The sequence below is a fragment of the Micromonospora sp. NPDC048830 genome, from assembly GCF_043198215.1.
Classification (GTDB): Bacteria; Actinomycetota; Actinomycetes; order Mycobacteriales; family Micromonosporaceae; genus Micromonospora.
Map to the genome: position 1 here is coordinate 132,046 of NZ_JBICUP010000013.1, position 23,791 is coordinate 155,836.

General features: G+C 73.7%; 27 protein-coding genes. 11 read left to right on the forward strand and 16 right to left on the reverse strand.

The features are described from left to right. The first annotated feature begins 21 nt into the window (after positions 1 to 21). Positions 22 to 246 carry an exodeoxyribonuclease VII small subunit gene (locus tag ACGFIZ_RS14260; RefSeq protein ID WP_393419276.1) on the forward strand — a complete coding sequence of 75 codons (225 nt, stop codon included), beginning with the start codon at positions 22 to 24 and terminating at the stop codon, positions 244 to 246. A 388-nt stretch (positions 247 to 634) separates the two neighbouring features. On the opposite strand, the gene ACGFIZ_RS14265 is transcribed toward ACGFIZ_RS14260, so the two are convergent. The 3 genes from ACGFIZ_RS14265 to ACGFIZ_RS14275 form a co-directional block, all read right to left on the reverse strand. After that, complete coding sequence (locus tag ACGFIZ_RS14265) at positions 635 to 1,480, reverse strand: hypothetical protein (protein WP_393419227.1); 846 nt, start codon at positions 1,478 to 1,480, stop codon at positions 635 to 637. Between the two features lie 216 nt (positions 1,481 to 1,696). After that, positions 1,697 to 2,512, reverse strand: a complete 816-nt coding sequence (locus tag ACGFIZ_RS14270) for a hypothetical protein (RefSeq protein ID WP_393419229.1) — start codon at positions 2,510 to 2,512, stop codon at positions 1,697 to 1,699. A 102-nt stretch (positions 2,513 to 2,614) separates the two neighbouring features. Beyond that, positions 2,615 to 3,367, reverse strand: a complete 753-nt coding sequence (locus tag ACGFIZ_RS14275) for a DUF4245 domain-containing protein (RefSeq protein ID WP_393419231.1) — start codon at positions 3,365 to 3,367, stop codon at positions 2,615 to 2,617. A 160-nt stretch (positions 3,368 to 3,527) separates the two neighbouring features. Between ACGFIZ_RS14275 and glpX the strand changes: the two genes are divergently transcribed. Both glpX and ACGFIZ_RS14285 read left to right on the forward strand, forming a co-directional pair. Next, the gene (gene glpX, locus ACGFIZ_RS14280; protein ID WP_393419233.1) at positions 3,528 to 4,559 is read left to right on the forward strand and encodes a class II fructose-bisphosphatase; all 1,032 of its coding nucleotides are present in this window, start codon (positions 3,528 to 3,530) and stop codon (positions 4,557 to 4,559) included. A 119-nt stretch (positions 4,560 to 4,678) separates the two neighbouring features. After that, positions 4,679 to 5,623: a DMT family transporter gene (locus ACGFIZ_RS14285; RefSeq protein WP_393419277.1), complete on the forward strand. Its 945-nt coding sequence runs from the start codon at positions 4,679 to 4,681 to the stop codon at positions 5,621 to 5,623. Between the two features lie 45 nt (positions 5,624 to 5,668). On the opposite strand, the gene ACGFIZ_RS14290 is transcribed toward ACGFIZ_RS14285, so the two are convergent. Continuing rightward, complete coding sequence (locus ACGFIZ_RS14290) at positions 5,669 to 6,634, reverse strand: NAD-dependent epimerase/dehydratase family protein (protein ID WP_393419235.1); 966 nt, start codon at positions 6,632 to 6,634, stop codon at positions 5,669 to 5,671. A 144-nt stretch (positions 6,635 to 6,778) separates the two neighbouring features. Between ACGFIZ_RS14290 and ACGFIZ_RS14295 the strand changes: the two genes are divergently transcribed. Continuing rightward, positions 6,779 to 7,474 (forward strand): TetR/AcrR family transcriptional regulator, encoded by a 696-nt coding sequence (locus ACGFIZ_RS14295; RefSeq protein WP_393419237.1) that lies wholly within the window; start codon positions 6,779 to 6,781, stop codon positions 7,472 to 7,474. Positions 7,475 to 7,488: 14 nt separating this feature from the next. Here the strand turns inward: ACGFIZ_RS14295 and ACGFIZ_RS14300 are convergent, their stop codons facing one another. From ACGFIZ_RS14300 to ACGFIZ_RS14325, 6 genes are all read right to left on the reverse strand, one after another. Further along, positions 7,489 to 8,457 carry an NAD(P)/FAD-dependent oxidoreductase gene (locus ACGFIZ_RS14300; RefSeq protein WP_393419279.1) on the reverse strand — a complete coding sequence of 323 codons (969 nt, stop codon included), beginning with the start codon at positions 8,455 to 8,457 and terminating at the stop codon, positions 7,489 to 7,491. A 133-nt stretch (positions 8,458 to 8,590) separates the two neighbouring features. Further along, positions 8,591 to 9,238, reverse strand: coding sequence for a rhomboid family intramembrane serine protease (locus ACGFIZ_RS14305; protein ID WP_393419281.1), 648 nt, complete (start codon positions 9,236 to 9,238; stop codon positions 8,591 to 8,593). 118 nt (positions 9,239 to 9,356) lie between these two features. Next, complete coding sequence (locus ACGFIZ_RS14310) at positions 9,357 to 10,043, reverse strand: lytic transglycosylase domain-containing protein (RefSeq protein WP_347665912.1); 687 nt, start codon at positions 10,041 to 10,043, stop codon at positions 9,357 to 9,359. Positions 10,044 to 10,330: 287 nt separating this feature from the next. Further along, complete coding sequence (locus ACGFIZ_RS14315; RefSeq protein WP_393419239.1) at positions 10,331 to 11,740, reverse strand: PhoH family protein; 1,410 nt, start codon at positions 11,738 to 11,740, stop codon at positions 10,331 to 10,333. A 347-nt stretch (positions 11,741 to 12,087) separates the two neighbouring features. Continuing rightward, a complete protein-coding gene (locus tag ACGFIZ_RS14320) occupies positions 12,088 to 12,465 on the reverse strand; it encodes a hypothetical protein (protein WP_347665914.1) in 378 nt (125 codons plus the stop codon). Between the two features lie 94 nt (positions 12,466 to 12,559). Further along, the gene (locus ACGFIZ_RS14325) at positions 12,560 to 12,904 is read right to left on the reverse strand and encodes a hypothetical protein (RefSeq protein ID WP_393419242.1); all 345 of its coding nucleotides are present in this window, start codon (positions 12,902 to 12,904) and stop codon (positions 12,560 to 12,562) included. Between the two features lie 264 nt (positions 12,905 to 13,168). Between ACGFIZ_RS14325 and ACGFIZ_RS14330 the strand changes: the two genes are divergently transcribed. The 3 genes from ACGFIZ_RS14330 to otsB all read left to right on the forward strand — a co-directional run bounded on the left by ACGFIZ_RS14330 (position 13,169) and on the right by otsB (position 15,019). Beyond that, entirely contained in the window at positions 13,169 to 13,609 is a 441-nt protein-coding gene (locus ACGFIZ_RS14330) for a helix-turn-helix domain-containing protein (protein WP_393419244.1), read from the forward strand. Positions 13,610 to 13,771: 162 nt separating this feature from the next. Next, on the forward strand, positions 13,772 to 14,125 hold the full coding sequence (locus ACGFIZ_RS14335) for a hypothetical protein (protein ID WP_393419246.1): 354 nt from the start codon (positions 13,772 to 13,774) through the stop codon (positions 14,123 to 14,125). 69 nt (positions 14,126 to 14,194) lie between these two features. Beyond that, positions 14,195 to 15,019 (forward strand): trehalose-phosphatase, encoded by an 825-nt coding sequence (otsB, locus tag ACGFIZ_RS14340; protein WP_393419247.1) that lies wholly within the window; start codon positions 14,195 to 14,197, stop codon positions 15,017 to 15,019. A gap of 65 nt (positions 15,020 to 15,084) precedes the next feature. Here otsB and ACGFIZ_RS14345 read toward each other — a convergent pair whose 3' ends face one another. The 4 genes from ACGFIZ_RS14345 to ACGFIZ_RS14360 all read right to left on the reverse strand — a co-directional run bounded on the left by ACGFIZ_RS14345 (position 15,085) and on the right by ACGFIZ_RS14360 (position 19,370). Then, positions 15,085 to 15,855, reverse strand: a complete 771-nt coding sequence (locus ACGFIZ_RS14345; RefSeq protein WP_393419249.1) for an isoprenyl transferase — start codon at positions 15,853 to 15,855, stop codon at positions 15,085 to 15,087. A gap of 31 nt (positions 15,856 to 15,886) precedes the next feature. Then, positions 15,887 to 17,029: a geranylgeranyl reductase family protein gene (locus ACGFIZ_RS14350; protein WP_393419251.1), complete on the reverse strand. Its 1,143-nt coding sequence runs from the start codon at positions 17,027 to 17,029 to the stop codon at positions 15,887 to 15,889. 68 nt (positions 17,030 to 17,097) lie between these two features. Then, positions 17,098 to 17,322 (reverse strand): hypothetical protein, encoded by a 225-nt coding sequence (locus ACGFIZ_RS14355; RefSeq protein WP_393419252.1) that lies wholly within the window; start codon positions 17,320 to 17,322, stop codon positions 17,098 to 17,100. A gap of 203 nt (positions 17,323 to 17,525) precedes the next feature. Beyond that, positions 17,526 to 19,370 carry a phosphoenolpyruvate carboxykinase (GTP) gene (locus ACGFIZ_RS14360; RefSeq protein ID WP_393419254.1) on the reverse strand — a complete coding sequence of 615 codons (1,845 nt, stop codon included), beginning with the start codon at positions 19,368 to 19,370 and terminating at the stop codon, positions 17,526 to 17,528. Between the two features lie 388 nt (positions 19,371 to 19,758). On the opposite strand from ACGFIZ_RS14360, the gene ACGFIZ_RS14365 reads away from it, so the two are divergent. From ACGFIZ_RS14365 to ACGFIZ_RS14375, 3 genes are all read left to right on the forward strand, one after another. After that, complete coding sequence (locus tag ACGFIZ_RS14365) at positions 19,759 to 20,295, forward strand: GtrA family protein (RefSeq protein WP_393419283.1); 537 nt, start codon at positions 19,759 to 19,761, stop codon at positions 20,293 to 20,295. Between the two features lie 62 nt (positions 20,296 to 20,357). Next, positions 20,358 to 21,077, forward strand: coding sequence for a GtrA family protein (locus tag ACGFIZ_RS14370; protein ID WP_393419256.1), 720 nt, complete (start codon positions 20,358 to 20,360; stop codon positions 21,075 to 21,077). After that, positions 21,074 to 21,787, forward strand: a complete 714-nt coding sequence (locus tag ACGFIZ_RS14375) for a MaoC/PaaZ C-terminal domain-containing protein (RefSeq protein WP_393419258.1) — start codon at positions 21,074 to 21,076, stop codon at positions 21,785 to 21,787. The genes ACGFIZ_RS14370 and ACGFIZ_RS14375 overlap by 4 nt, the downstream gene beginning before the upstream one ends. A gap of 90 nt (positions 21,788 to 21,877) precedes the next feature. Here ACGFIZ_RS14375 and ACGFIZ_RS14380 read toward each other — a convergent pair whose 3' ends face one another. Both ACGFIZ_RS14380 and ACGFIZ_RS14385 read right to left on the reverse strand, forming a co-directional pair. Continuing rightward, positions 21,878 to 22,450, reverse strand: coding sequence for a PH domain-containing protein (locus ACGFIZ_RS14380; protein WP_393419260.1), 573 nt, complete (start codon positions 22,448 to 22,450; stop codon positions 21,878 to 21,880). A 129-nt stretch (positions 22,451 to 22,579) separates the two neighbouring features. Then, positions 22,580 to 23,455, reverse strand: coding sequence for a biotin--[acetyl-CoA-carboxylase] ligase (locus tag ACGFIZ_RS14385; RefSeq protein WP_393419262.1), 876 nt, complete (start codon positions 23,453 to 23,455; stop codon positions 22,580 to 22,582). 110 nt (positions 23,456 to 23,565) lie between these two features. Between ACGFIZ_RS14385 and ACGFIZ_RS14390 the strand changes: the two genes are divergently transcribed. Continuing rightward, positions 23,566 to 23,791: carboxyl transferase domain-containing protein (locus ACGFIZ_RS14390; protein WP_393419264.1), on the forward strand; the 226-nt coding region annotated here is incomplete at its 3' end.

The window sequence follows — 23,791 nt, forward strand, 5'->3', positions numbered from 1 at the left end:
GGATGTGCTGGGATGGGGCGGATGAGGACGGACGAGAAGGATGCCGGGCCGGACGAGCGGCTCAGCTACGAGCAGGCCCGGGCCGAACTGGCCTCGGTGGTGGAACGGTTGGAAGCCGGCGGCACATCCCTGGAGGAGTCGCTGGCGCTGTGGGAGCGCGGCGAGCGGCTGGCCGAGGTGTGCCAGCGCTGGCTCGACGGCGCGCGGGCCCGGATCGAGGGGGCCCGACCACAGCCCGGCAACTGACCGGGCGCGCTCCGGCCGCCGCGGCTGATCACCGGTGCCGCGCTGGCGATCCGGGCCACGCCAGCGAAACCGGGCCGCGCGATCCCGGCCACACCCGCCGGATCGGGCCGCATGACCGGGCCACACCCGCCGGGTCGGGCCGCGCGATCCCGGCCACACCCGCCGGGTCGGGCCCGCGTGACCGGGCCATGCCCGCCGGATCGGCCGCGCCAGCGAATCGGGCTGCGCGATCCGGGCGTGGTCGGCCTGGGACGCCGCAACATCGCCATCGACATCGAGCCCGCGAGCAGCGGAACGGGCGGCGGCGCGGGCCGTCGCGTCGGGCGGCCGGACGGCCACAGACGACGGGTGCGGGACGACCGACGCCGCCCCCGCACCCGGTCAACCGTCAGTTGAACAGGTTGTACAGCTCGTTCGGGGCCTCCACGACCTGGTCCGCCGGCGGGCGCTGGGCGGCGGTCGCCGCGCCGTAGTCGGCGTACGTGATCCGGATGTCCTGGGCCTTGGTCTGGCCGGACGCCGGGATCTGGATGACCAACTCACTGAGCCGGCCCTGCGGATCCAGCTTCGCGGTGAACGGCAGCGACCGGGCCTGCTGGCCGAGTGCCTTGATCAGCTCGGCGTTCAGGGAGCCGGCCTCGGCGGCCTTCGTCACGTCGATAGTGCCCGCGTACGCGCCCTCGCCCGTCTGCCGGACGTCGGTGACGCCCTGGGTCAGCACCTCGCTGCCGGCCGGGTCGACCTTGTCGAAGTCGAAGCCCAGGTTGCGGTTGCCCTTGATCCGGGACTGGTCGAGGTGCTGGTACTTGCCGAGGTTGAGGTTCTGCACCCCCGGCAGCTTGGCCGCCTGGCCGCCCAGGTCGACCTTCACCCAGCTGTCCGGCTTGGCGTGGATCACGTCGAGTTTCATCATGACGTCCGAGGAGGCGTCACCGAGGGTCAGCCGCATCTCGGCGCTCTGGCTGGGCTCGTGCACCTGCCCCTCGGCGGTGGTGCCCACGCCGGTCATGGTGAACCGGAAGTTGCCGTTGCTGATCTCCCGGGTCGAGTCGAGCAACGCCTGCTTGGCGTCCCCGGCACCCGGCGAGGCGCTGCCGGAGGCCGCCGCGCTGCCGGACACGGCCGGGGAAGCCGAGGGCCCCGCCTCGCCGGCCCCGGTGCTGTCGCAGGCGGCCAGACCGGGAGTGAGCAGCGTCGCGGCGAAGACCGCCGCGCTGAAGCGTCGAATGGTCACGTCAACCTCTCCACGTGGGTCGTCCGGTCCCCGCTGGGCGCCGGAGGCGTGGCGCCGCGGCCCGAACGCTGGCCCGGCGCACGAGTCCCGTCCGGCTGGCGCAGCGAGCCGACGAGGTCGCGTACCTTCTGTTCCCTGTCGCCGCCTTCCGCAATCCCTGTCCGGTCCACCCGGGTCGGGGGCGGCGGACGCCCGCCGCCCCCGACCGGCGGCGGATCAGCTCTTGAACATCTCGTAGACCTGGTCGGACGCCTCGACCACCTGGTCGGCCGGCGGCTGCTGCACGGCGGTGACGGCGCCGTAGTCGGCGTACGTGACGCTCAGGTCCTGCGCCTTGCTGTCGCCGGAGGCGGGCACCTGCACGGCGAACTCGACCAGCCGGCCCTGCGCGTCGAGCTTCGCGGTGAACGGCACCGCGCCGGCCTTGTCGGCCAGGCCCTTGATCGTGTCGGCGTCCAGCAGGTCCGAGCCGGTGGTCTTCGTCGCGTCGAGGGTGCCGGCGTACGCGCCCTCGCCGGTCTTGCGGACGTCGGTGACCGCCTTCATCAGCGCCTCGCTGCCGGCCGGGTCGACGTCGGCGAGGTCGAACTTCAGGTCCTCGATGTCCTGGGCCTTGGTGCGGTCGACGTGCTGGTACTTGCCCTTCATCGCCTTCGCGCCGGGGACCGCGTCGGCCATCGGGCCGGTGAACTCCAGCTTCACCCAGCTCTCGGTGTCGATGAAGACGAGATGCATGTCCATCGAGATGCCGTCGGAGCCGCCGTCGGCGGCCATCTTCATCTCGGCGCTCTTGGACGGCGCGTGGACCTTGCCGCTGCCGGTCAGCTCGCCGCCGCCGATGGTGAACGCGAAGTTACCCTTGCTGATCTCCTTGGTCGAGGCGAGCAGCGCCTCCTTGGGATCGGCGGGAACGGCCGGGGCGGCGCTCCTGCTGTCGGAGGCCGGCTCGGCGTCCCCCGACGCGCAGGCGGCCAGGCCGGGGACGAACAGGGCGGCGGCGAGGAGGCCGACGCTCCACCGTCGAATGTTCACGTGGTTCTCTTTCCGCAGTGACTACCCGGCCCATCACAGGCCGGGCTGAGCCCGGGCAGCCTAACGGGGGACACCGACAGCGATCGGCCCGGGTGAGGCGGCCTAACGGAGCGAGGCGGCGAGCTGGCGCAGCTCGTTCTCCCGCGCGTCGCCGACCACGATCACGGTGCGGTCGGGTTCGAGCAGGACGAGCGCCTGCTCGTTGCCCCGGGCCGTGTACCGCTGCCAGCTCCGCCCGCCGACCTCGGTCGGCCCCTGCGGCTGCGCCTCGGCGGTCAGCTCGGCGGGCAGCAGCCGCTCCGGCGGCACGTCGCTCTGCACCACCTGGGCGGCCCCGCCCTCCGGGGTGAGGTAGCCGATCCGCAGGTTCGAGCCGCCCTCGGCGCTGCGGTAGCTGGCGCTGACCGTCCTCCAGTCGGAGCCGAGCCCGGCCGGCTGGGCGACCGGGAACGCCTGGGCGGCGCGGGCCTGGTCCAGCGCCGACGCCGGGTCGACGGTGGCCGGCTGGTCGCCGCCGAGGAGGCCCCGGTAGAAGGCGAGCAGCAGGGCGATCGGGATCAGCAGCACCAGCATCGAGATCGCCATGTCCTTCGGCGACCGCTCGGACCGGACCTTGTCCCGGCCGGCCGGCGGCGCCGGCGACTCCCCGGCGGCCGACGCCGGGTCGGCGGGGGCCGCGCCGGCGGGATCCGGTTCCACGGCGTCCGGCTCGGGCGACACCCCGGCGGCGGACGCCGACCCGATGGTGGTGGGCTCGCCGGCTCCCGCACCCGGCGGCGGGGTCGGCTCGCCGGCTCCCGCGCCCTGCGGGGCCGGCTGGGCGGGGGTACGGTCGACTGGCTGTACGCGTTCCACCTCCCCATTCTTCCAGCCGCGCCGGTGCCCGGAACCTGGCCACCGCCGCCCCGCCCCGGCGATAGGTTGGCGATCGTGTGAGGATCAGCGACAAAAGCCGGTAGCGGTGCGGGCCGCATGCTGCCGGTCCACCCCGCAACGTCGCGAGGAGGAAGCCGTCATGACGAACACCAGGACGCGGACCCCGCAGGATCTCGACCGGAACCTCGCCCTCGACCTGGTCCGGGTGACCGAGGCCGCGGCGATGGCCGCCGGCCGGTGGGTCGGCCGCGGCGACAAGGAGGGCGGCGACGGGGCCGCCGTCGACGCCATGCGCAAGTTGATCAACTCGATCCCGATGCGGGGCGTCGTGGTGATCGGCGAGGGCGAGAAGGACAACGCGCCGATGCTCTTCAACGGCGAGGAGGTCGGCGACGGCACCGGTCCCGAGGTGGACGTGGCGGTCGACCCGATCGACGGCACCACGCTGATGAGCAAGGGCATGCCGAACGCCCTGGCCGTCCTCGCGGTGGCCGAGCGGGGGGCGATGTTCGACCCGAGCGCCGTCTTCTACATGGAGAAGCTGGCCGTCGGCCCGCTGTACGCCGACGTGGTCGACATCAACGCCGGGGTGGCGGAGAACCTGCGCCGGATGGCCAAGGTCAAGGGCACCGACGTGTCCGAGATCACCGTCTGCGTGCTGGACCGGCCCCGCCACGACGAGCTGGTACGGGAGATTCGCCGTGCGGGAGCGGGCATCCGCTTCATCTCCGACGGTGACATCGCCGGCGCCATCGCCGCGGCCCGCGGCGAGTCGGACGTCGACGTGCTGATGGGCATCGGCGGCACCCCCGAGGGGATCACGTCGGCCTGCGCCCTCAAGTGCATGGGCGGCATGATGCAGGCCAAGCTCTGGCCGCGCGACGCGGAGGAGCGGGAGAAGGCGCTGGCCGCGGGGCACGACCTCGACCGGGTGCTGACCACCGACGACCTCGTCGCCGGCGACAACTGCTTCTTCGTGGCGACCGGCATCACCTCCGGCGACCTGCTGCGCGGCGTGCGCTACCGGGCCGGCGGGGCGTACACGCAGTCGATCGTGATGCGCTCGAAGAGCGGCACGATCCGGGTGATCGACTCGTACCACCGGCTGGAGAAGCTGGCCCTGTACTCGGCCGTCGACTTCGACGGCCGCCCGCTGGCCGAGCAGGAGTGAGCCGGGCAGGAGCGAGCCGGGCAGGAGTGAGCCGGGCAGGAGCGAGCCGGGCAGGAGCGCGTCGGGCGGCGGTCAACCGGGCGGGAGCGGGCACCGCCGGGGCCGTCGCACCGCCCACCCTGTCGACCGGCCGCCGGGCCGCCGGCGTGGCGCTGGCCACCGCCTCCGGGGTCGCGGTGGCCGGGCAGTCGCGGATCAACGGCGAGTTGGGCGTACGCCTGGACGACGGGATCGCCGCCGCGGTGGTCTCGTTCGGCCTCGGGCTGCTGGCGCTGCTGGTGCTGGTCCCCGCCACTCCCGCCGGGCGGCGGAGCCTGGCGGCGCTGCGCGCGGCGCTGGCCGACGGGTCGCTGCGGCCGTGGCAGTGCCTCGGCGGCGTCTGCGGCGCGTTCGTGGTCGCCGCCCAGGGGCTGACGATCGGCTCTCTCGGCGTGGCGGTCTTCACGGTGGCGGTGGTCGCCGGCCAGTCCGGCAGCAGCCTCGCCATGGACCGGTGGGGTGTCGGTCCCACCGGCCGGCAGCCGGTGACCGCGGCCCGGCTCGCCGGCGCGGCGCTGACCGTACTCGCCGTGCTGCTGGCGGTCGGCGACCGCCTCGGCGACCCGCGGACCCTGGGCCTGGCCCTGCTGCCGCTGCTGGCCGGGGTGGGCATCGCGTGGCAGCAGGCGGTGAACGGCCGGGTACGGGTCGCCGTCGGCAGCGCCCTGACCGCCACGGGCGTCAACTTCGCCGTCGGCACCGTGGCCCTGCTCGTCGCGTTCGCGGTGGACGTCGCGGTACGGGCCCGCCCCGGCGGCGCCCTTCCCGGCGAGCCGTGGCTCTACCTGGGCGGCCCGATCGGCATCGTGTTCATCGCGATCGCCGCGGCGATCGTGCGGTTCACCGGGGTGCTGCTGCTCGGCCTGGCGACGATCGCCGGGCAGGTCGTCGGCGCCGTACTGCTCGACGTGCTGTTGCCGACCGCCGCCTCGCACCCGGGGCCGGCGACGCTGCTGGGTGCCGTGCTCACCCTGGTCGCGGTGCTGGTCGCCGCGCTCGCCCCGGTGCGGGGATCCGCGCGTTAGGAAGGGGCCCTTCCCGTACCGAACGCGTCGACGAGGTGCCCCTCCTCACACCGCGCGCAGGGCGGCGACCGTGTCCGCGAGCGACCGGTCGAGCGGGGTCGGCTCGACGCCGAGGACGGCGGTGGCGGCCGAGGAGTCCAGCAGGTACGGACGGTCGAACTGGTACGCGGTCTCGCGCAGCTCCCGCGCCATCGGGTTGACCAGCCCGGCCAGCCAGAGCGCCGGGTACGGCAGCCGGGTGAGCCTCGGCGCCGGCGCGCCGGCCAGGGCGGCGGCCCGGGTCGCCAGTTCCCGCACGGTGACGGCGGGCGCGCTGGGCACGTGCCAGGCCCGGCCCCAGGCGCGCTCGGCGGCGGCGGCCGCGACGAGCGTACGGGCGACGTCGTCGACGTACGTCCAGGTGTGCGGGGCGTCGTAGTCGACGGGCAGGACCACGCGGCGACCGGCGAGCACGCCGGACAGGACCATCATGGGCAGCGCCGTGGCACCCGCGCCCAGGTAGTCGGAGCCCCGCACCTCGGTCGCCCGCACCCGGCCGGCCCGGTGTGCGGCCAGCGCGTCCGCCCACATCTGGTTCCGTACCCGTCCCTTGGTGCCGGTGGCCGCCGGCGGGGTGGCCTCGGTCATCGGCCCGTCGACCGGCCCGTACCCGTAGAGGTTGCCCACCGTGGCGAGCACCGCGCCGGTGCGCTCGGCGGCGGCGAGCAGCGCGCCCGCCAGCGGCGGCCAGTCCGTCGGCCAGCGGTGGTACGCCGGGTTGGCGCAGTTGTACAGGGCGACCGCCCCCTCGGTGAGGGCGGCGAGCCGGTCGACGTCCGCGGCGTCGGCGGCGACCCGCTCCACGGCCGGGCCCTCTCCCGAGCTGCCGACCGGCGCCGGGCCGGCCGACCCGTGCTGTCCGGGGCCCGCCCCGCGCCGGCTGATCAGCCGGACGCGCTCGCCGGCGGCCGCGAGGCGGCGGGCGGTGGCGGTGCCGACAGGTCCGGCGCCGACGATCACATGCAGCGACATCACAGGTCACCCTTCGAAGCAGGGGTACGGATTGAGAGCACCGCTCTCGCTCTGGCCCGCCCAGCATGACGCCACCCCGACCACTTCGTCAAGAGCAGTGCTCTCTGTTTTGTCTAGCGCTCTCAGGCATGGCAGAGTGGGGACATGCCCGCCTCCTCCATCCGCGCCCGGGTCCGCGCCGAGATGATCGACGAGATCAAGGCCGTCGCCCGCCGGCACCTCGCCACCGACGGCGCGAACCTCAGCCTCCGGGCGGTCGCCCGGGACATGGGGATGGTCTCGTCGGCGGTCTACCGCTACTTCCCCAGCCGGGACGACCTGCTCACCGCGCTGATCATCGAGGCGTACGACGCGCTCGGGGCGGCCGTGGAGGCGGCCGACGCGGGCCCCGACCGGCTGGACCTGCGCGGGCGCTGGCACGCCGCGTGCCGGGCGGCCCGGGACTGGGCGCTAACCCACCCCGCCGAGTACGCGCTGCTCTACGGCAGCCCCGTCCCCGGGTACGCGGCCCCGGACGACACGATCGGACCGGCCCAGCGGCCCCCGATCACTCTGGTCGGCATCCTGCGCGACGGCCTGGCCGCCGGCCGGTTGAGCCCTCCCCCGGCCGACGGACTATCCGGGGAACTGCGCGCGGACCTGGCGGAGATCGCCGACGCGTACTTCCCGGGAGTGCCCGAGGCGCTGCTCGCCCGGGGCATGGCGGGCTGGACCCAGCTCTTCGGGCTGATCAGCTTCGAGCTGTTCGGCCGGATCAACCGCGCGCTGCCGCACCGGGGCGCCTACTTCGACCACCAGACCGCGCTGATGGCCGACCTGATCGGCCTGCCCCGCGACTGACCCGGGCGGGAGCGTCAGCCGGCGTCCGAGGAGTGGCCGGGGAAGAGGTGGGCGCTCGGGTCGATGGCCACGGCCGCGTTGTTGACCGCCGTGGCGGCCTCGCCGAAGCCCGTGGCGATCAGCCGGACCTTGCCCGGGTACTCGGTGATGTCCCCCGCCGCGAAGACCCGGGGCAGGTTCGTCGCCATCGCGCTGTCCACCACGATGTGCCGGCGGTCCAGCCGCAGGCCCCACTCGGCGAGCGGGCCGAGGTCGGCGGTGAAGCCGAGCGCGGCCACCACGGTGTCCACGGGCAGCAACTCCGTCGCGCCGCCCCGGACGGTGATTTCGGCACCGGTGACGGCGCCGTCCCCGTGCAGCCGGGTGACCTCGGCGTTGACGACGACGCGTACGGGCAGGCCCAGCACCCGGGCGACGGTGGCGGCGTGCGCCCGGAACTTCTCCCGCCGGTGCACGAGGGTGACCGACCGGGCCAGCGGCTGCAACGCCAGCGCCCAGTCGAACGCGGAGTCCCCGCCGCCCACGATCAGCACGTCCCGGTCAGCGAGCGCGGCTGGTTCCGGCACGAAGTAGACGATCCCGTTGCCGGTGAAACTGTCGGCCACCGGCAGCGGACGCGGGGTGAAGCTGCCCAGCCCGCCGGTGACGACGACCGCCCCGCACGCGAGCTGCTCACCGCCGGCGAGACCGAGCACCGGCCGACCGTCGGCATGCGACAGCTTCTCGGCGCGGGTGCCGAGCAGGTACTCGGGGTGGAACGGGGCGGCCTGGGCGACGAGGTTGGCCACCAGGTCGCGGCCCTTGACCGCCGGGAATCCGGCGACGTCGAGGATGAGCTTCTCCGGGTACATCGCCGTGATCTGGCCGCCCGCCTCGGGCAACGCGTCGACCACCGCGACGGAGAGCCCTCGGAACCCGGCGTAGTACGCGGCGAAGAGCCCGGCCGGACCGGCGCCGATCACTGCGACATCAACCTCGCGCATGACGTACCGTCGCTCTCCGCTCACGGGCAAACGTCCTGGTGCCGACGGTAGGCCCCCCGCTTGGCCTGGGCAAGCACGTCCCACGGGGCGTCACGCCGCGTCGCACCACGGCCGTCGGTGGAAGGGGAGCCCGCTATACCGGAGGCGTCAGCACCGGGCCCTTCCTCTCCCCCGGGTCGAAGCGGCGGCGCCGGAAGATGATCGCGGCGGCCACCCCGCCGACGAGCCCGAACAGGTGCCCCTGCCAGGAGATCCGCTCGTCGGTGGGGAGGATGCCGAACAGTTGCCAGCCGTAGAGCAGGCCGACCAGCAGCACCACCGCGAAGTTCCACCAGCTGCGCTCGACCAGGCCCCGGGTGAGCAGGACGCCCAGGTAACCGAAGATGACCCCGCTCGCCCCGATCACCACCGAGTCCGGCGAGCCGGTGAACCACACGCCCAGGCCGCTCACCAGCACGATCATCAGGGTGGACCAGACGAACCGCCGGAAGCCGGCCGCGAGCACGAACGTGCCGAGCAGGATCAGCGGCACGCTGTTGCTGTAGAGGTGGGTGAAGTCGGCGTGCAGCAGCGGCGACAGGAAGACCCCGTCCAGGCCCTCGATCCGGCGCGGGATGATGCCCCCGGCCAGGTCGAGGTCGTAGCCGAGGCCGACGTCGACGGCCTCGACCAGGAACAGCACCGGCACGACGGCGCACATGGCGACGAACGCCCGGCCGATCGCCGCGTAGAAGGCCCAGGTGCCGAAGCGGCGCGGGTCGCCGGGCGGGTCGTCGGGCAGGTTCACCCTCCAACAGCTATCAGCAATCCGCACCAGCCGCCAGCGGTGGCCGGCGGCAGCCCGGGTACGCCGACGGCGGGGTGCGCGGACGCACCCCGCCGTCGACGACGTCCCGTGATCAGTACCAGCCGGTGCTCTGCGAGTGCTGCCACGCCCCGCAGGGCGTGTTGTACCGGCCCTCGATGTAGCCGAGGCCCCACTTGATCTGGGTGGCCGGGTTGGTCTCCCAGTCGTCGGCGACCGAGCCCATCTTGCTGCCCGGCAGCGCCTGGGGAATGCCGTACGCGCCGGAGGAGGGGTTGCGGGCCTTGTGGTTCCAGCCGCTCTCCTTGGTCCACAGCTTGTCGAGGCAGGGGAACTGGTCGATGCCGAAGCCGGCGTCGATCATCAGCGCGCAGCCGATCCTCCGGTTGCCGCTGTACTCGTTGCACGAGGCGGGGATCGGCCCGTCGTACGGCTTGGCCGCCTTGGCCGCGGCCTCCCTCGCCTCGCGCTCCTTCTTCCGGGAAGCCGCCGCGGCCTCGGCCTCCCGGGCCCGCTCCGCGGCCTCCTTCGCCGCCTCGGCGGCGCGCAGCTTGGCCTGGTACTCGGCGGCTCGCTGCTTCGCCGAGGTGACCCGGTACTCGGCCTGGCGCTCCTGCTGGTAGTCGTACTCCGCCTGGTCCACCTGGAGGCCCGCCTGCGCGGTCAGGCCCTGCTGCTGGGTCTGGCGGTCTTCGCCGAGATAGAAGCCGCCGGCAACGCCCACGGAGAGCAGTGCGACGGCGGCGGTGCGGGCGCCGAAACGGCTCCACGGCCGACTCACGAAGTGTCCCTTCGTCGGGGGCAAGGACACGGCGCGACCACGACCCGAGGAGGGGGCCCGGCCCGCGCCGTGAGCGCCCCGACCCTGCCGGTCGCAGCCGACGCACTCGTTCCCGCCGGTCCCGGTCGCCCTGTGACGGACGACGACAGACGATCCCTCCGATGCGTGGGCGCTCGTTGGAACCATCGCGCACGGTGGGGCGGATGGGAAACCATCAGCCCCAATTGTGATCTGCGCCACACGGGAGACCGGGACGAAGGCGGGTGTAACGGACGGTCAGTCGTGGGTCAGAGCGGAATGTCCTCCAGGAGATCCGTCACCATGGCCGCGATCGGCGACCGTTCGGACCGGGTCAGCGTGACGTGCGCGAACAGCGGATGACCCTTGAGCGCCTCGATCACCGCGGTCACCCCGTCGTGTCGCCCGACCCGCAGGTTGTCCCGCTGGGCCACGTCGTGGGTGAGCACCACCCGGGACCCCTGACCGATCCGGGACAGCACGGTGAGCAGCACCCCGCGCTCCAGCGACTGCGCCTCGTCGACGATCACGAAGGCGTCGTGCAGGCTGCGCCCCCGGATGTGGGTGAGCGGAAGCACCTCCAGGATGCCCCGGGAGATGACCTCCTCCAGCACGTTCTCGTGCACCACCGCGCCGAGGGTGTCGAAGACCGCCTGCGCCCAGGGCGACATCTTCTCCGACTCGGACCCGGGCAGGTAGCCCAGCTCCTGGCCGCCCACGGCGTACAGGGGACGAAACACGACCACCTTCTTGTGCCGGCGGCGCTCCATCACCGCCTCCAGACCGGCGCAGAGCGCCAGCGCGGACTTGCCGGTGCCGGCCCTGCCGCCCAGCGAGACGATCCCGACCGACTCGTCGAGCAACAGGTCGAGCGCCACCCGTTGCTCGGCCGAGCGCCCGTGCACGCCGAACGCCTCCCGGTCGCCCCGTACCAGCCGGACCGTCTTGTCGGGCAGCACGCGGCCGAGCGCGGAGCCCCGCCCGGAGTGCAGCACCAGCCCGGTGTGGCAGGGCAGCCCGGCGGCGGCGTCCAGGTCGAGCGTCTCCCCGGCGTACAGCCGGCTGATGTCGTCCTCGCCCAGGTCCAGCTCTGCCATGCCGGTCCAGGTCGGGTCGCTGGCCTGCCCGTGCCGGTACTCGTCGGCGCGCAGCCCCACCGAGGCGGCCTTGACCCGCAGCGGCATGTCCTTGCTGACCAGTGTCACCTCCCGCCCCTCGGCGGCGAGGTTCAGCGCGACCGAGAGGATCCGGGCGTCGTTGGACTCGGTGCGAAAGCCGGGCGGCAGCACCCCGTCGTCGGTGTGGTTCAGCTCCACCCGCAGGGTGCCCCCCGAGTCGTTGGCGGGCACCGGCCGGTCCAGCCGGCCGTGGCGCACCCGCAGCTCGTCGAGCATGCGCAGCGACTGTCGGGCGAACCAGCCCAGCTCCGGATGGTGCCGCTTGCCCTCCAGTTCGGAGATGACCACGAGGGGCAGGACCACCTCGTGCTCGGCGAACCGGTGGAAGGCCGCGGGATCCGAGAGCAGGACCGAGGTGTCCAGGACGAACGCCTGGCCGGATGGTCGGGGCTCCTCGGGCTCGACCGGCGCGGCCGCGCGGCGGCTCCGGGTGGCTCGGCGGGTCGTGGCAGTCGCGGCCGGGCTCTGGTCGGCACCGGCGGGGGTACGGCGAGTCGTCACAGGCCTGCTCCGGCGGATGGGCATCCGCCATCCGCGTTCCGCCTCCTCCGGTGCCCGGGGACACGGGGTCGGATGCGGGCCCCGTGCGCGAGGACGCAGATCCGGGCTGGCCGGCTGGCCCGGGGGAGCCCCGCGCCATGCCTAGACGCTAGCGGCACCCGAACGTCGCGACCAGAGGTTGACAGGTGGATCTCCGGTGACGGCGGCGTGAACAGGCACGGCGGAGCCGGCCGGGATGCATGCCCCCTGCGCGCATCCCGGCCGGTGGGACCGGCGTCACCGGTCTGACGCGGTCCCGACGGTGCGCGTCCGCCGCGGACTGCGCACCGTGCTCGTGCCGCGGGCCGTCAGCCCTGCCAGCGGACGAGAGCCCCGGTGGGTTGCCGCCCGCCGGCCCCGGCGGTGGCAGTGGCGGCGGTGGCGGTCACCGCGACGGCGCCCCCGCCGGCCGGGGCGGCGAACGCGGAGCCCGTGTACGTGGTGCCCTGCCGCGCGGCCGGGCCGCGCCGGGCGGCGGTCACCGGCGGGCCGGCCAGGGCGGAGGCGATCGCCGCCTGCGCCTCCCGGCGGCGCCGGTGCCAGGCGCCGCGGTCGCCGTCGAAGTAGCCCTGCCGGTACCCGAACCGGTAGCCGATCCGGTAACTGAGCTGCCCGTGCAGCCGCCCGGCGGCGTAACTGGTCGAGCCCAGGACGAGGACGAGGAAGACCGCGAGGAACGGACTCATCCGGCGGCTCCCGGGCACGTGGGCCACCGGCGGGCCGCGCCGCCGGCGGGCCGGTACGGGCGGGCGGGCGCCGGGGCCGCGCCCCGCCGGGCGCTCACCGCTCCTCCGGCTCGGCGGGGTTCGGACCGGCCACGAGCAGCCGCTCCAGGTCGTCCGTGCGGATCTCCTCGATCAGCTCGACGCTGATCCGGCAACCGTCGAGCACCACCTCCGCCACCGAGGACCGGCGGATCTCGCCGCCGGCGTCGTAGACCCGGACGCTCAGCTCCGGGCAGCCGAGGTGGGTACGCCAGGCGTTCCACTCGGCCCGGTCGCCCACGTTCAGGGACAGGTAGCGGCACCCCCGGGCGAGGTAGAGGCGCCACGGCGCGCTGAGCCCGGCGGCCACCCCGTCCGCGATCAGGCCGAACGCCTGGGCGCGGGTGGCGAGTTCCGTCACCGCACCCCCCTCGTACCGGGCAAGGGACGCATGTGAACAGCAGTCGTCTCATGCACGTGACACACGTTAAGTTGTCCCATGAGCGTGACAGTATCAGCTTTTCGTCTGATTACCCCGGCACTCGTGGACATCTATCCTGCCCAGGTGGCACCCCTCGACAACAGCATCGGACCAGCCCCACACGAACGCGAACAATCGTCTCGTTTGCGTGACAGAACCGCGCGCGCCCTCCCCGCCGGGCACGCTTGGCCGTACGGTCACGGCATGACCGAGAGCGCTCCCACCCGCAAGACCGCGTTCGCCGCGTTCGTCCGCCGGGCCCTCGACGACGCGCGCGCCATGCGCGCCTGGAGCGGCACCGAGGTCTCCCGGCGCACGGGCGTGTCCCGCCAGACCATCAACCGCTGGGTACGGGGCGACTGGGTGAGCGACCCCGAGGCCGAACGCGTCGTCGCGTTCTGCGAGGGGCTCGGCCTCAACCCCGCCGTCGCGTTCGCGGCACTCGGCTGGGACCGCACCGCCGCCACCCGCGCCGCCACCGCCCCACCCCCCATGGACCCGGACGTCGAGGCGCTGCTGCGCCGGCTGGTCGACCCGAACGTGTCGGACGCGGAGAAGTTCCACATCCGGGAAACGATCCGTTACCTCGCGTATCGCCCCGCCCTCCCGGCGGATGTCCGAAAAAGAGGTAGACGGGCCGGGTAGTTCCTCAGATGGCGAAAGAACGCCTGGTCAGGCTCATTCGTTTCGCTCCGGGGCCGGAACGGGCACGCTAGCGTCCCTATTCGTACTGCTTGGGCTCGTCGTCGGTGGGGGGACGGGACAAGGCCGAACCCAGCCCTGCGGGACAGAAGGAGGGGTCTGTCCATGACCCTGAAGTGGTGGGCAGTCGTGGTCGCCGTGGTGTCGCTGACCTCGGCCGTGACCGGCAACGTGGTGAGCGGCGCGCTCGGCGGCAGGGAGCTTCCCCTGGTCGCCAACCTGCTCGCGCTCACCGTCGCCGGCACGGCGGTGGTCCTGGCCGTCGTCGCCGAGCTGCACGGCCGGCTCGACGACCGGATCAGCGAGCTCAGGGAGTTCCTGGTGGACCGGCTGAACGAGATCGAGACCCGGACCGGCGACCGGAACACCGGCTTCGTGGAGGGCTACCTGCTCAGCCACGGCCAGGACGCCGAGGTGGTGCCGCTCGGGCGCCGGGGTCGGGGAGCCGCCGAACGCTGACCGCTGACCGGGTCGGGGCCGCCTTCTCGACCACGAATGAGCCGCCCGCCCCGGGGTACGCTGACGCGCGTGCCGCCGTCGAATCCGGGCAACCACCAGCCGACGAACCCGTTGGACGCCGACCAGGCCTGGCGCAGGACCGCCGGGCGGGCGGCGCAGACGGTGCTCTTCTTCGACTTCGACGGCACCCTCGCGCCGGTCGGCGACGACCCGACCACGGTGCGACCGGCCCCGAAGGTGCTGGCCGCGATCGAGGCCCTCGCCCCGCTGGTCCGCCGGATCGCGATCGTCTCCGCCCGGCCGGTGGAGTTCCTCCGCGACCACCTCGGCGGGCTCGACGGCGTCGACCTCTACGGCCTGTACGGCCTGGAACACAGCCACTCCGGCGGCGAGACCGTCACCGAGCCGGCCGCGCTGCCCTGGGTGCCGACCATGCGGGAGTTGGCCGATCTCGCCCACGCCGAGCTGCCCGACGGGGCCCTGGTGGAGTACAAGCGGCTCTCCGTGGCGCTGCACTGGCGGACGGCCCCGCAGCTCGGCCAGGCGGTGCAGGAGTGGGGCCGGCGCCAGGCCGACCGGCTCGGCCTGCGGGTGCAGGCCGGGCGGATGGTGCTGGAGCTCAAGCCCCCGGTCGACCGGGACAAGGGCATGGTGATCGGCGAGGTGGTCCGGGACGCCGGCGGCGCCTGGTACTTCGGCGACGACGTGTCCGACATCAAGGCGTTCTCGGCGCTGCGCGCCCGGGCCGCCGCCGACCCGGAGTTCCTCGGGGTCTGCGTGGCCGTCGCCAACCCGGAGACCGGGCACGAGGTCGCCGAGGCGGCCGACCTGACCATCGACTCCCCGGCCGCCCTCGGCGACTTCCTCACCGCGGCGGTTCCCCGCCTCCGCTGAGCGGCCGGCGCCGCCCGGGGCGACCGACACCGCCGGGCTGCCGCGACCGGGGAGACGGATGGGGATCAGACGCCGAAGCGGCGCTGGCGGTTGGCGTACGAGCGCAGGGCGCGAAGGAAGTCGACGCGGCGGAAGTCGGGCCAGTTCAGCTCGCAGAAGTAGAACTCCGAGTGGGCCGACTGCCACAGCATGAAGCCGGAGAGTCGCTGCTCTCCGCTGGTGCGGATGATCAGATCGGGGTCGGGCAGGCCCCGCGTGTAGAGGTGTTCGGCGATGTGGTCGACGTCCAGCGTCTCGGCCAGCTCCTCGATGCTGCCGCCGCCCGCCGCGTGCTCCAGCAGCAGGGAGCGGACCGCGTCCGCGATCTCGCGCCGCCCGCCGTACCCGACGGCGATGTTGACCTGGGCGCCGCCGGCGCGCTCCCGGGTGCGCTCCTCGGCGGCCTTCAGCGCGGTCGCGTGGTGCGCGGGCAGGACGTCGAGCGCGCCGACCATCCGCAGCCGCCAGGGGTTGCCCTCCTCGGCCAGCTCGGTCGTCAGGTCCTCGATGATCTGCAGCAGCGGGTTCAGCTCCTCCGCCGGGCGGGACAGGTTGTCGGTGGAGAGCAGCCAGAGCGTGACGTGCCCCACGCCGGCGGCGTCGCACCAGCGCAGCAGCTCCTTGATCCGCTCCGCGCCCATCCGGTGCCCGTCGTTCGGGTCGACGTAGCCCATCTCCCGGGCCCAGCGGCGGTTCCCGTCGCACATCACGCCCACGTGCCGGGGCACCGGCTTGCCCGCGAGCTTGGCCGTCAGCCGCCGCTCGTACACGGAGTAGAGGAGGTTCCGCAGAGTCATCACCTTGCAGGGTAGCGACCCGCCGGGCGGATCAGCCCCGCGGTGGCAGATCCCGGGACGCGAGACCGAGGCCGATCATCGCCAGGGTGCGCGCGTCCAGCCGCCCGTCGCCGAGGCCCAGCTCGACGACCGTGCCGAAGACCCGGTCGTCGCGGCGGGCCGCCCGGACCGCCGCGTCCACCACCCACCGCCGGCGGGCCAGCCAGGCCGCCAGCGAGCTGTGCCGCAGGTGGGCGCCGAGACGCCGGCGCAGCGCGTCGGCGTACGCCCGGGCGGCGTGCCCGGGGACCCCGGCCGCGGCGGCGCCGGCCAGCGCGCCCGAGAGCAGGGCGTAGAAGATCCCCTCCCCGGTGAACGGATTGACCAGCGACAGCGCGTCCCCGGCGAGCACCAGCCGCCCTTGGCCGGGCGGCGGGCGGTGGGTCGACAGCGGCAGGTGGTGGGCGCGCAGCGCGGTCACGGTCGCCGGATCGGTGCCGGGCAGCAGCGCGGCCAGCCGGTCCAGCAGGTGCGCCCGGGTCAGCGGCTCGCCGCGCAGCACCTCCCCGTACCCGACGTTCGCCCGGCCGTCGCCGACCGGGAACGACCAGGCGTACGCCGGCCAGCGCGCCCCGGACGTGACGATGAGCTGCTCGGGCGGCCCGGGCCGGGCCGGGGCGTACCCGCGGATGGCCAGCGCCAGGTGCCGGTCCGGGTTCGCCGGGTGGCCGAGCGCCCGGCGGACCACCGAACCCGCCCCGTCCGCGCCGACGACCGCCCGGCCGGCGACGACGCCGTCGAGCACCACCAGGGCGTCGCGCGCCTCGACCCGGCGTACGGTGTGCCGGCGCAGCTCCGCGCCGGCCGCCACCGCCGCCGCCACCAGCCGGGCGTCGAACACCTCCCGCGGCACCGTGTACGCGGGCCGCGGCAGCGCCCGGGCCACCGCGCCGCCGCCCGGGCCGACCAGCCGCAGCCTCGGCAGCGGCGGGTAGCCGGCCACCGCGCCGGTCACGCCGAGCCCGGCGAGGACGTCCAGCGCGTGCGCGGCGATGCCGTCCCCGCACGCCTTGTCGCGGGGAAAGTCGGCGCGGTCCAGCAGCAGCACGCGGGCACCGGCCCGGCGGGCGGCCAGCGCGGCGGCCGAGCCCGCCGGCCCGGCCCCGACCACCACCACGTCGAACTCGTCGGTCACGGCGTCACCGAACCGGCTGATTCGCGCGCAAGCTCACTCATGTCCGTCACCTCGCTCCGCTCGGCGGGTCAGCCCGCCGGGACCGGACCCTCGGCCCGGCCGGCACGCCACAACCCGTACAACGCCAGCGCGGCGGCGGCGAGCAACGGGCCGCCGTCGCGGACCAGGCCGTCGACCCCGAGCAGCCACCCGCACAGCGGCAGGTCGACGGCGAGCACGCCGAGCGTGATCGCCACCAACAGCCGGCGGGCCCACCGCCGGCCCCGCATCAGGAACGCGGTGCAGAACAGCATGAGGTAGCTGACGCCGATGCCGGCGACGAACCAAGCCCTGCTCCGGGGCGTACCACCAGTTGAGCAGCTCGACCACGACGGTGGCCGCCGCCGTGACGGCGAGCAGGACGGTGAGCGCCCGGACGGCGGACGGCCGCCGGACCTGGGTCTCGGCGGCCGTCCTCATGGGATCCGATGGTGCCCGGTACGGGCAACCGTCACACCTACCGGGTGGGCTGCTCCGCGTCGAGCCGGGCGCGCAGCGCGTCCAGCTCCGCCCAGAGGACGCCGGGCAGCTTGTCGCCGAACTTCTCGAACCACTCGGTGACCAGCGGAAGCTCGTTGCGCCACTCCTCCGGGTCGACCTTCAGGGCGATCCGGACGTCCTCGGGGGTCATGTCCAGACCCTCGACGTCCAGCGCGTCCTGGGCCGGGACCATGCCGATCGGGGTCTCCACCGCCTCGGCGCGCCCCTCGATCCGCTCGACGATCCACTTGAGCACGCGCGAGTTCTCGCCGAAGCCCGGCCAGAGGAAGCTGCCCTCGGGGTCCTTGCGGAACCAGTTGACGTAGTAGATCCGGGGCAGCTTGGCGGCGTCCCCGTCGGCGCCCTTGCCCATCTCGATCCAGTGCCGGAAGTAGTCGCCCCCGTGGTAGCCGATGAACGGCAGCATGGCCATCGGGTCGCGGCGCACCACGCCGACCGCGCCGGACGCGGCGGCGGTGGTCTCCGAGGAGAGGGTCGCGCCCAGGTAGACGCCGTGCACCCAGTCCCGGGCCTCGGTGACCAGCGGGACGGTGTCGCGCCGCCGGCCGCCGAACAGGATCGCGTCGATCGGGACGCCGTTGGGGTCGTAGTAGTCCTCGGCGAGGATCGGGCACTGCGTGATCGGGGTGCAGAAGCGGCTGTTCGCGTGCGAGGAGAGGCCCTCGCTCTCCGGCGTCCAGTCGTTGCCCTTCCAGTCGACCAGGTGGGCCGGCGGCTCGCCCATGCCCTCCCACCAGATGTCGCCGTCGTCGGTGAGGGCCACGTTGGTGAAGATCGAGTTACCCCGCTCCAGCGTCCGCATCGCGTTGGCGTTCGTCTTCCAGTCCGTGCCCGGCGCGACGCCGAACAGGCCGTACTCCGGGTTCACCGCGTAGAGCCGGCCGTCGGGGCCGAAGCGCATCCAGGCGATGTCGTCGCCGATGGTCTCGACCTTCCAGCCCGGGATGGTCGGCTCCAGCATGGCCAGGTTGGTCTTGCCGCACGCGGACGGGAACGCCCCGGCGATGTGGTAGACCCGCCCCTCCGGCGAGGTGATCTTCAGGATCAGCATGTGCTCGGCGAGCCAGCCCTCGTCCCGGCCCATGACGCTGGCGATGCGCAGCGAGTAGCACTTCTTGCCGAGCAGGGAGTTGCCGCCGTAGCCGGAGCCGAAGGACCAGATCTCCCGGGTCTCCGGGAAGTGCGAGATGTACTTCGTCTCGTTGCACGGCCACGGGACGTCCTGCTGGCCGGGGGCGAGCGGCGCGCCGATGGAGTGCAGCGCGTGGACGAAGTCCGCGTCGTCGCCCATCGCCTCCAGGATCCTGCTGCCCATCCGGGTCATGATGCGCATCGAGGCGACCACGTACGGGCTGTCGGTGATCTCGACGCCGAACATGGGGTTCTCGGCCTCGACGGGGCCCATGCAGAACGGGATGACGTACATGGTGCGCCCCCGCATGCAGCCGCGATACAGGTCCGTCATGGTGCGCTTCATCTCGTCCGGCGCCATCCAGTTGTTGGTGGGGCCGGCGTCCGCCTCGTCGACGGAGCAGATGTAGGTGCGCTCCTCGACGCGGGCGACGTCACCCGGGTCGGTGCGCGCGTAGAACGAGTTGGGCTTCTTCTCGGGGTTGAGCCGGATCAGCGTGCCGGCGGCCACGAGTTCGTCGGTGAGGCGGCGCCACTCCTCGTCGGACCCGTCCACCCAGACCACGCGGTCGGGGGTGGTCAGTTCCGCGACCTCTCGGACCCAGGCGAGCAGTTTGGGGTGGGACGTCGGGGCCTGATCGATACCCCGAACGGTAGCCGGAGCAACCATGACACATCTCCTTGTGGTCGACGCTGACCGATCTATGGGATGCACGAGTCTTGACGGCGCGATGCGTCGCCTCGTGGAAACTTGGGATTGGCCTCAGCGTAAACCGGGTGGTGGCGCGAGTCAGTGGGACTGGTTGTGAAGAACTGCACAAGCTAGGGCCACGCTGCGGCATCACGAGCTAATACCCGCTTTCACGAGCAGTTTCACGCAGATCCTTCAGTCAACCCTCGCCCCGGTTCGCCGCCGGGCGGCGACGAACGGACGTGCGGGGGGCCACCCGGGCGGGGCCGGCGGCCGACGCGGGACCGGCGGGCCGCGTAACGTGCCTCCGCCGTTGCTACCGACCGAAAGTACGCGTAACCGGTACGCTCGTCCGGTGGCCGCCACGATGACCGGAGACCAGCCAGGGTCCCCGCAGACGCGCACCGGCCCGGTGCGCGCCCTGATCGACCGCTTCGGTCACCTGGTCCGCGAACTGTCCAAGTTCGCCACGGTGGGCGGAATCGCGTTCCTCGTCGACTTCGCGCTGTTCAACTACCTCGCCAACGCCCAGCAGGTCGAGCAGATCACCGCGAAGACGATCTCCACCGTGGTCGCCGCGACCCTCGCCTTCCTCGGCAACCGGTTCTGGACCTGGCGGCACCGCCAGCGCTCCCACCCGGCCCGCGAGTACGCGCTGTTCTTCATCTTCAACGGCGTCGGCCTGGGCATCGCGGTGGCCTGCCTCGCGATCAGCCGGTACGGCCTGGGCGCCATCTGGCCGGAGGTGTTCCAGACCGCGGTCGCCGACAACGTCGCCAGCTATCTCGTCGGCACCGGCCTGGGCACGCTGTTCCGGTTCTGGTCGTACCGACGGTTCGTCTTCGTGGAAGCGGGAACCCGGTCCGTTCCGGAGGCGGCGCACGAGCGGGACCGCCGCGCGTGACGTTCCGCCCACCTCGTCCGGCCGGAACGAGCCGGCCCGTCCACTCGCCTAAGGTGTTCGGTATGCGTCTTGTCCGTCTGCTGCCTGAGCGCTGGCAGAAGTTCCTCCACGAGGCGCTCAAATTCGGCGTCGTCGGCGGCATCAACACCGTCATCAATTACGCCGTGTTCAATGCGCTGGCACTCACCGTCTTCGAGAACGGCCAGTTGAAGGCGACGGTCGTCGCCACCGTCGTGGCGACGATCACGTCGTACCTGATGAATCGGCACTGGACGTACCGGGACCGGCCGAAATCGGCCATGCGCCGCGAATATGCCCTGTTCTTCCTGTTCAACGCGACCGGCCTGCTCATCGAGCTCGGCGTCCTCGCGGCGGCCAAGTACGGACTCGGCATGACCAGCCTGCTGGCGCTGAACGTGGCGAAGACCGCCGGCGTGCTGCTCGCCACCCTGTTCCGCTTCTGGTCGTACCGGACGTTCGTCTTCCAGCCCGCGCCGGCGGCGCCAGAGGCGGACACGTGGCACAGCATCCCGCGCGATGAGTGGGACACGATGGCCGAACTGGACCCGGTGGCAGAGCTGGCCGAGTCGATCAGCGAACTGGAGCAGACGCAGCCGGAGTCGACCGCCCGCCGCGACGGCGGCAGCCCGGCGTACGGGCCCGCTCCGGCGCGGCAGCGGCCGCTGCCGGTCGAGTCGGCGTTCGGCGCCGCCCTCGACAGCGAACTGGCGGCGGAACTCGCCGACGAACTGCACGCCGGCACGCGGCGGCGACGCCGGTGAGCGCCGCGGTCACGCCGGTCACCGACGGGGCCGAGCAGGCGGGTGAGGCGACCGCAGCCGTGGGCGGCGGGGCCGAGCCGGCCGGCGACTCCGGTGACGGCGCGGACCGGCTCGCCAACGCCGTGGTCCGCTCCGGCACCGGCGCGCCCGCCGAGCTGTTCTTCGAGGACCTGACCGCGGGCCGCACCTTCGACCTGGGCGTGGTGCGGGTCGACGGCGACGAGATGGTGGCCTTCGCCCGCCGCTTCGACCCGCAGTGGTATCACGTCGACGCCGAGCAGGCCGCCGCGAGCCACCACGGCGGGCTGATCGCCAGCGGCTTCTACACGGTCAGCCTGTTCATGCGGGCGTACGTGGACCACGTGCTGTCCCGGGCCGCGGCCGACGCCTCCCCCGGCCTGGAGGAGCTGCGCTGGCTGGCCCCGGTCCGGGCCGGCGACCGGCTGTCGGTGCGCCTCGACGTGATGGGCAGCCGTCCCTCCTCCGCCCGGCCGGGTCTCGGCACGGTGATCCTCGCCGGCACGATGTTGCGGCTGAGCCCGGAGGACCGGCCGGAGCAGGAGGTGCTGCACACCCGCTTCCGCGGCTGGTTCGCCCTCCGCTTCGCCCGCACCGCAGACCCGGCAGGCCCCGCCCCCGCCGCGGACCCGGCAGGCCCCGCAGACCCGGCAGGCCCCGCCCCCGCCGCGGACCCCGCCGACCCGAGTTGACCAAGAGGTTTGCGTCGGGACAGGTGCCGGGGCACGACGCAAACCTCTTGATCAACCAGTGAGCGGGGCCGGCAACGGGGCCGGCGGGGGTCAGGCTGAGGGGTCGCGCAGGGGCTTGCCCTCGCGCATGTCGGCCAGGATCTCGCGCATCTCGCCGTCGCCGAGCGAGTGCTTGTCGTGGTGCGCCTCCACCAGCTCGTACAGCTTGGTCTGCACCCGGTCGACCCGGGGGACGTCCCGGAGCAACGCCTGGCCCCGCTCGCCGGCCGACTCGATGGTGAGCGTGCCGCAACCGAGCAGCCGCTCGACGAAGCGCTGGTTCATCGCGTGGTCGTTGATCCGGGTGAGCGGGATGTCCCGCCGGTCCCGGGAGAGCACCCCCTGCTGGAGCAGCACCCGCTCGTTGGTGAACAGGTAGTGGGTGCTGCGCCAGACCACGAACGGCCACAGCCCGAGCCAGAGCACCAGCAGCAGGGCCAGGCCGGCGACGACGTACAGCGCGATCGCCGCGGCGTCGCCGTCCGGCAGCAGGATCCAGGCCGCCACGACCGCGGCGACGGCGAGCACCAGCACCAGGATCGGCCGCAGCACCGCCTTCCAGTGGGGGTGCAGGTGCAGGACGACGTGCTCGTCCTCGGTGAGCACGTCTTCGGGGAACGCCACGGGAACCTCCTCGCCGAAACAGGACGCGCTGACCGTATCCGGTCGGCGCAGCCGGACGGATCAGCCGGTGCGGTGGTTCGCGGGCGGCCCGCCCGGGACGGCCACGCCGAGCGGGTGTGAGGGGAGCCCCTACCGCAGGTGCAGGACGTCGCCCGCGGCCAGGGTGCGCCGGCCGGCGGGGGTGTCGACCAGGAGCTGGCCGTCGGGGTCGACCCCGACGGCCGTGCCGGTCAGCTCGTCGCCGCCGGGCAGCAGCACCCGCACCGGGCGGCCGACCGTGGCGCAGGCCGCCAGGTACGCCTCCCGCAGGCCGCTCGCCTGCGCGTCCCCGCCGGCGGAGCGCCAGCGGTCGTACCAGTCGGCGAGGGACCGCAGCAGGGCCCGCAGCAGCGGGTCGCGGTCGGTGGTGGCGGCGCCGGCCAGTTGCAGCGAGGTGGCGGGCAGGCCGGTCGGGTTCTCGGGCAGCTCGTCGGCGCGCAGCGTCACGTTGAGGCCGATGCCGAGCACGATCGCCGGGGCCTGCGCCGGGGACGGGCCGGGGGCCGCCTCGGCCAGGATGCCGGCGCACTTCGCGCCGTCGACGAGCAGGTCGTTCGGCCACTTCAGGGCGGCGTCCAGCTCGGCGAGCCGGGCCACCGCCTCGACCAGCGCGACCCCGGCGAGCAGCGGCAGCCAGCCGTACCCGGTGGTGGGGGCCGGCGGCCAGCCGCGCTCCGGGACGGCCTCGCCGGGCCGCAGCAGGACGCTGGCCGCGATACCCGCCCGCGCCGGGGACTGCCACCCCCGGCCGCGCCGGCCCCGGCCGGCGGTCTGCCGCTCGGCGACCACCACCAGGCCCTCCGGCTCGCCCGCGCCGGCCGCCTCGGCCGCCTCGGCGTTCGTGGAGCCGGTCTCGGCGCGCAGCTCCAGCCGCCGCCACGGCCCGTGCGGCGCGACCAGCGCGCGACGCAGCCGGGCCGCCGACAGCGGCGGGCGGTCCAGATCGGTGTACGGGGAGCCGGCCATCCCGCCAGCGTACGGCCCGCGCCGTCGGCTTCCGCGACACCCGGACGTGGGGCGGAACTGAGGCGTACTGCGCAACCGCGCGGCTCCTGAACCATCGTTATATTCCGTGGGTGACTACGGAGACCGGGATCAACACCCACAGCACCGCCGGCAAGCTGGCGGACCTGGAGCGACGGGTCGACGAGGCGGTGCACGCCGGGTCGGCGCGGGCGGTCGAGAAGCAGCACGCGCGGGGCAAGAGGACCGCCCGGGAGCGGATCGAGATGCTGCTCGACGAGGGCTCCTTCGTCGAGCTGGACGAGTTCGCCCGGCACCGGTCCACCAACTTCGGCCTGG

Excerpts from the sequence above, each read along its gene's own strand:
- ACGFIZ_RS14260 (WP_393419276.1), top strand. The coding sequence starts at position 22 with ATGAGGACGGACGAGAAGGATGCCGGGCCGGACGAGCGGCTCAGCTAC.
- glpX (WP_393419233.1), top strand. The coding sequence starts at position 3,528 with ATGACGAACACCAGGACGCGGACCCCGCAGGATCTCGACCGGAACCTC.
- ACGFIZ_RS14290 (WP_393419235.1), bottom strand. The coding sequence starts at position 6,634 with ATGTCGCTGCATGTGATCGTCGGCGCCGGACCTGTCGGCACCGCCACC.
- ACGFIZ_RS14295 (WP_393419237.1), top strand. The coding sequence starts at position 6,779 with ATGCCCGCCTCCTCCATCCGCGCCCGGGTCCGCGCCGAGATGATCGAC.
- ACGFIZ_RS14300 (WP_393419279.1), bottom strand. The coding sequence starts at position 8,457 with ATGCGCGAGGTTGATGTCGCAGTGATCGGCGCCGGTCCGGCCGGGCTC.
- ACGFIZ_RS14320 (WP_347665914.1), bottom strand. The coding sequence starts at position 12,465 with ATGAGTCCGTTCCTCGCGGTCTTCCTCGTCCTCGTCCTGGGCTCGACC.
- ACGFIZ_RS14330 (WP_393419244.1), top strand. The coding sequence starts at position 13,169 with ATGACCGAGAGCGCTCCCACCCGCAAGACCGCGTTCGCCGCGTTCGTC.
- ACGFIZ_RS14335 (WP_393419246.1), top strand. The coding sequence starts at position 13,772 with ATGACCCTGAAGTGGTGGGCAGTCGTGGTCGCCGTGGTGTCGCTGACC.
- ACGFIZ_RS14345 (WP_393419249.1), bottom strand. The coding sequence starts at position 15,855 with ATGACTCTGCGGAACCTCCTCTACTCCGTGTACGAGCGGCGGCTGACG.
- ACGFIZ_RS14355 (WP_393419252.1), bottom strand. The coding sequence starts at position 17,322 with ATGCTGTTCTGCACCGCGTTCCTGATGCGGGGCCGGCGGTGGGCCCGC.
- ACGFIZ_RS14360 (WP_393419254.1), bottom strand. The coding sequence starts at position 19,370 with ATGGTTGCTCCGGCTACCGTTCGGGGTATCGATCAGGCCCCGACGTCC.
- ACGFIZ_RS14365 (WP_393419283.1), top strand. The coding sequence starts at position 19,759 with ATGACCGGAGACCAGCCAGGGTCCCCGCAGACGCGCACCGGCCCGGTG.
- ACGFIZ_RS14370 (WP_393419256.1), top strand. The coding sequence starts at position 20,358 with ATGCGTCTTGTCCGTCTGCTGCCTGAGCGCTGGCAGAAGTTCCTCCAC.
- ACGFIZ_RS14385 (WP_393419262.1), bottom strand. The coding sequence starts at position 23,455 with ATGGCCGGCTCCCCGTACACCGATCTGGACCGCCCGCCGCTGTCGGCG.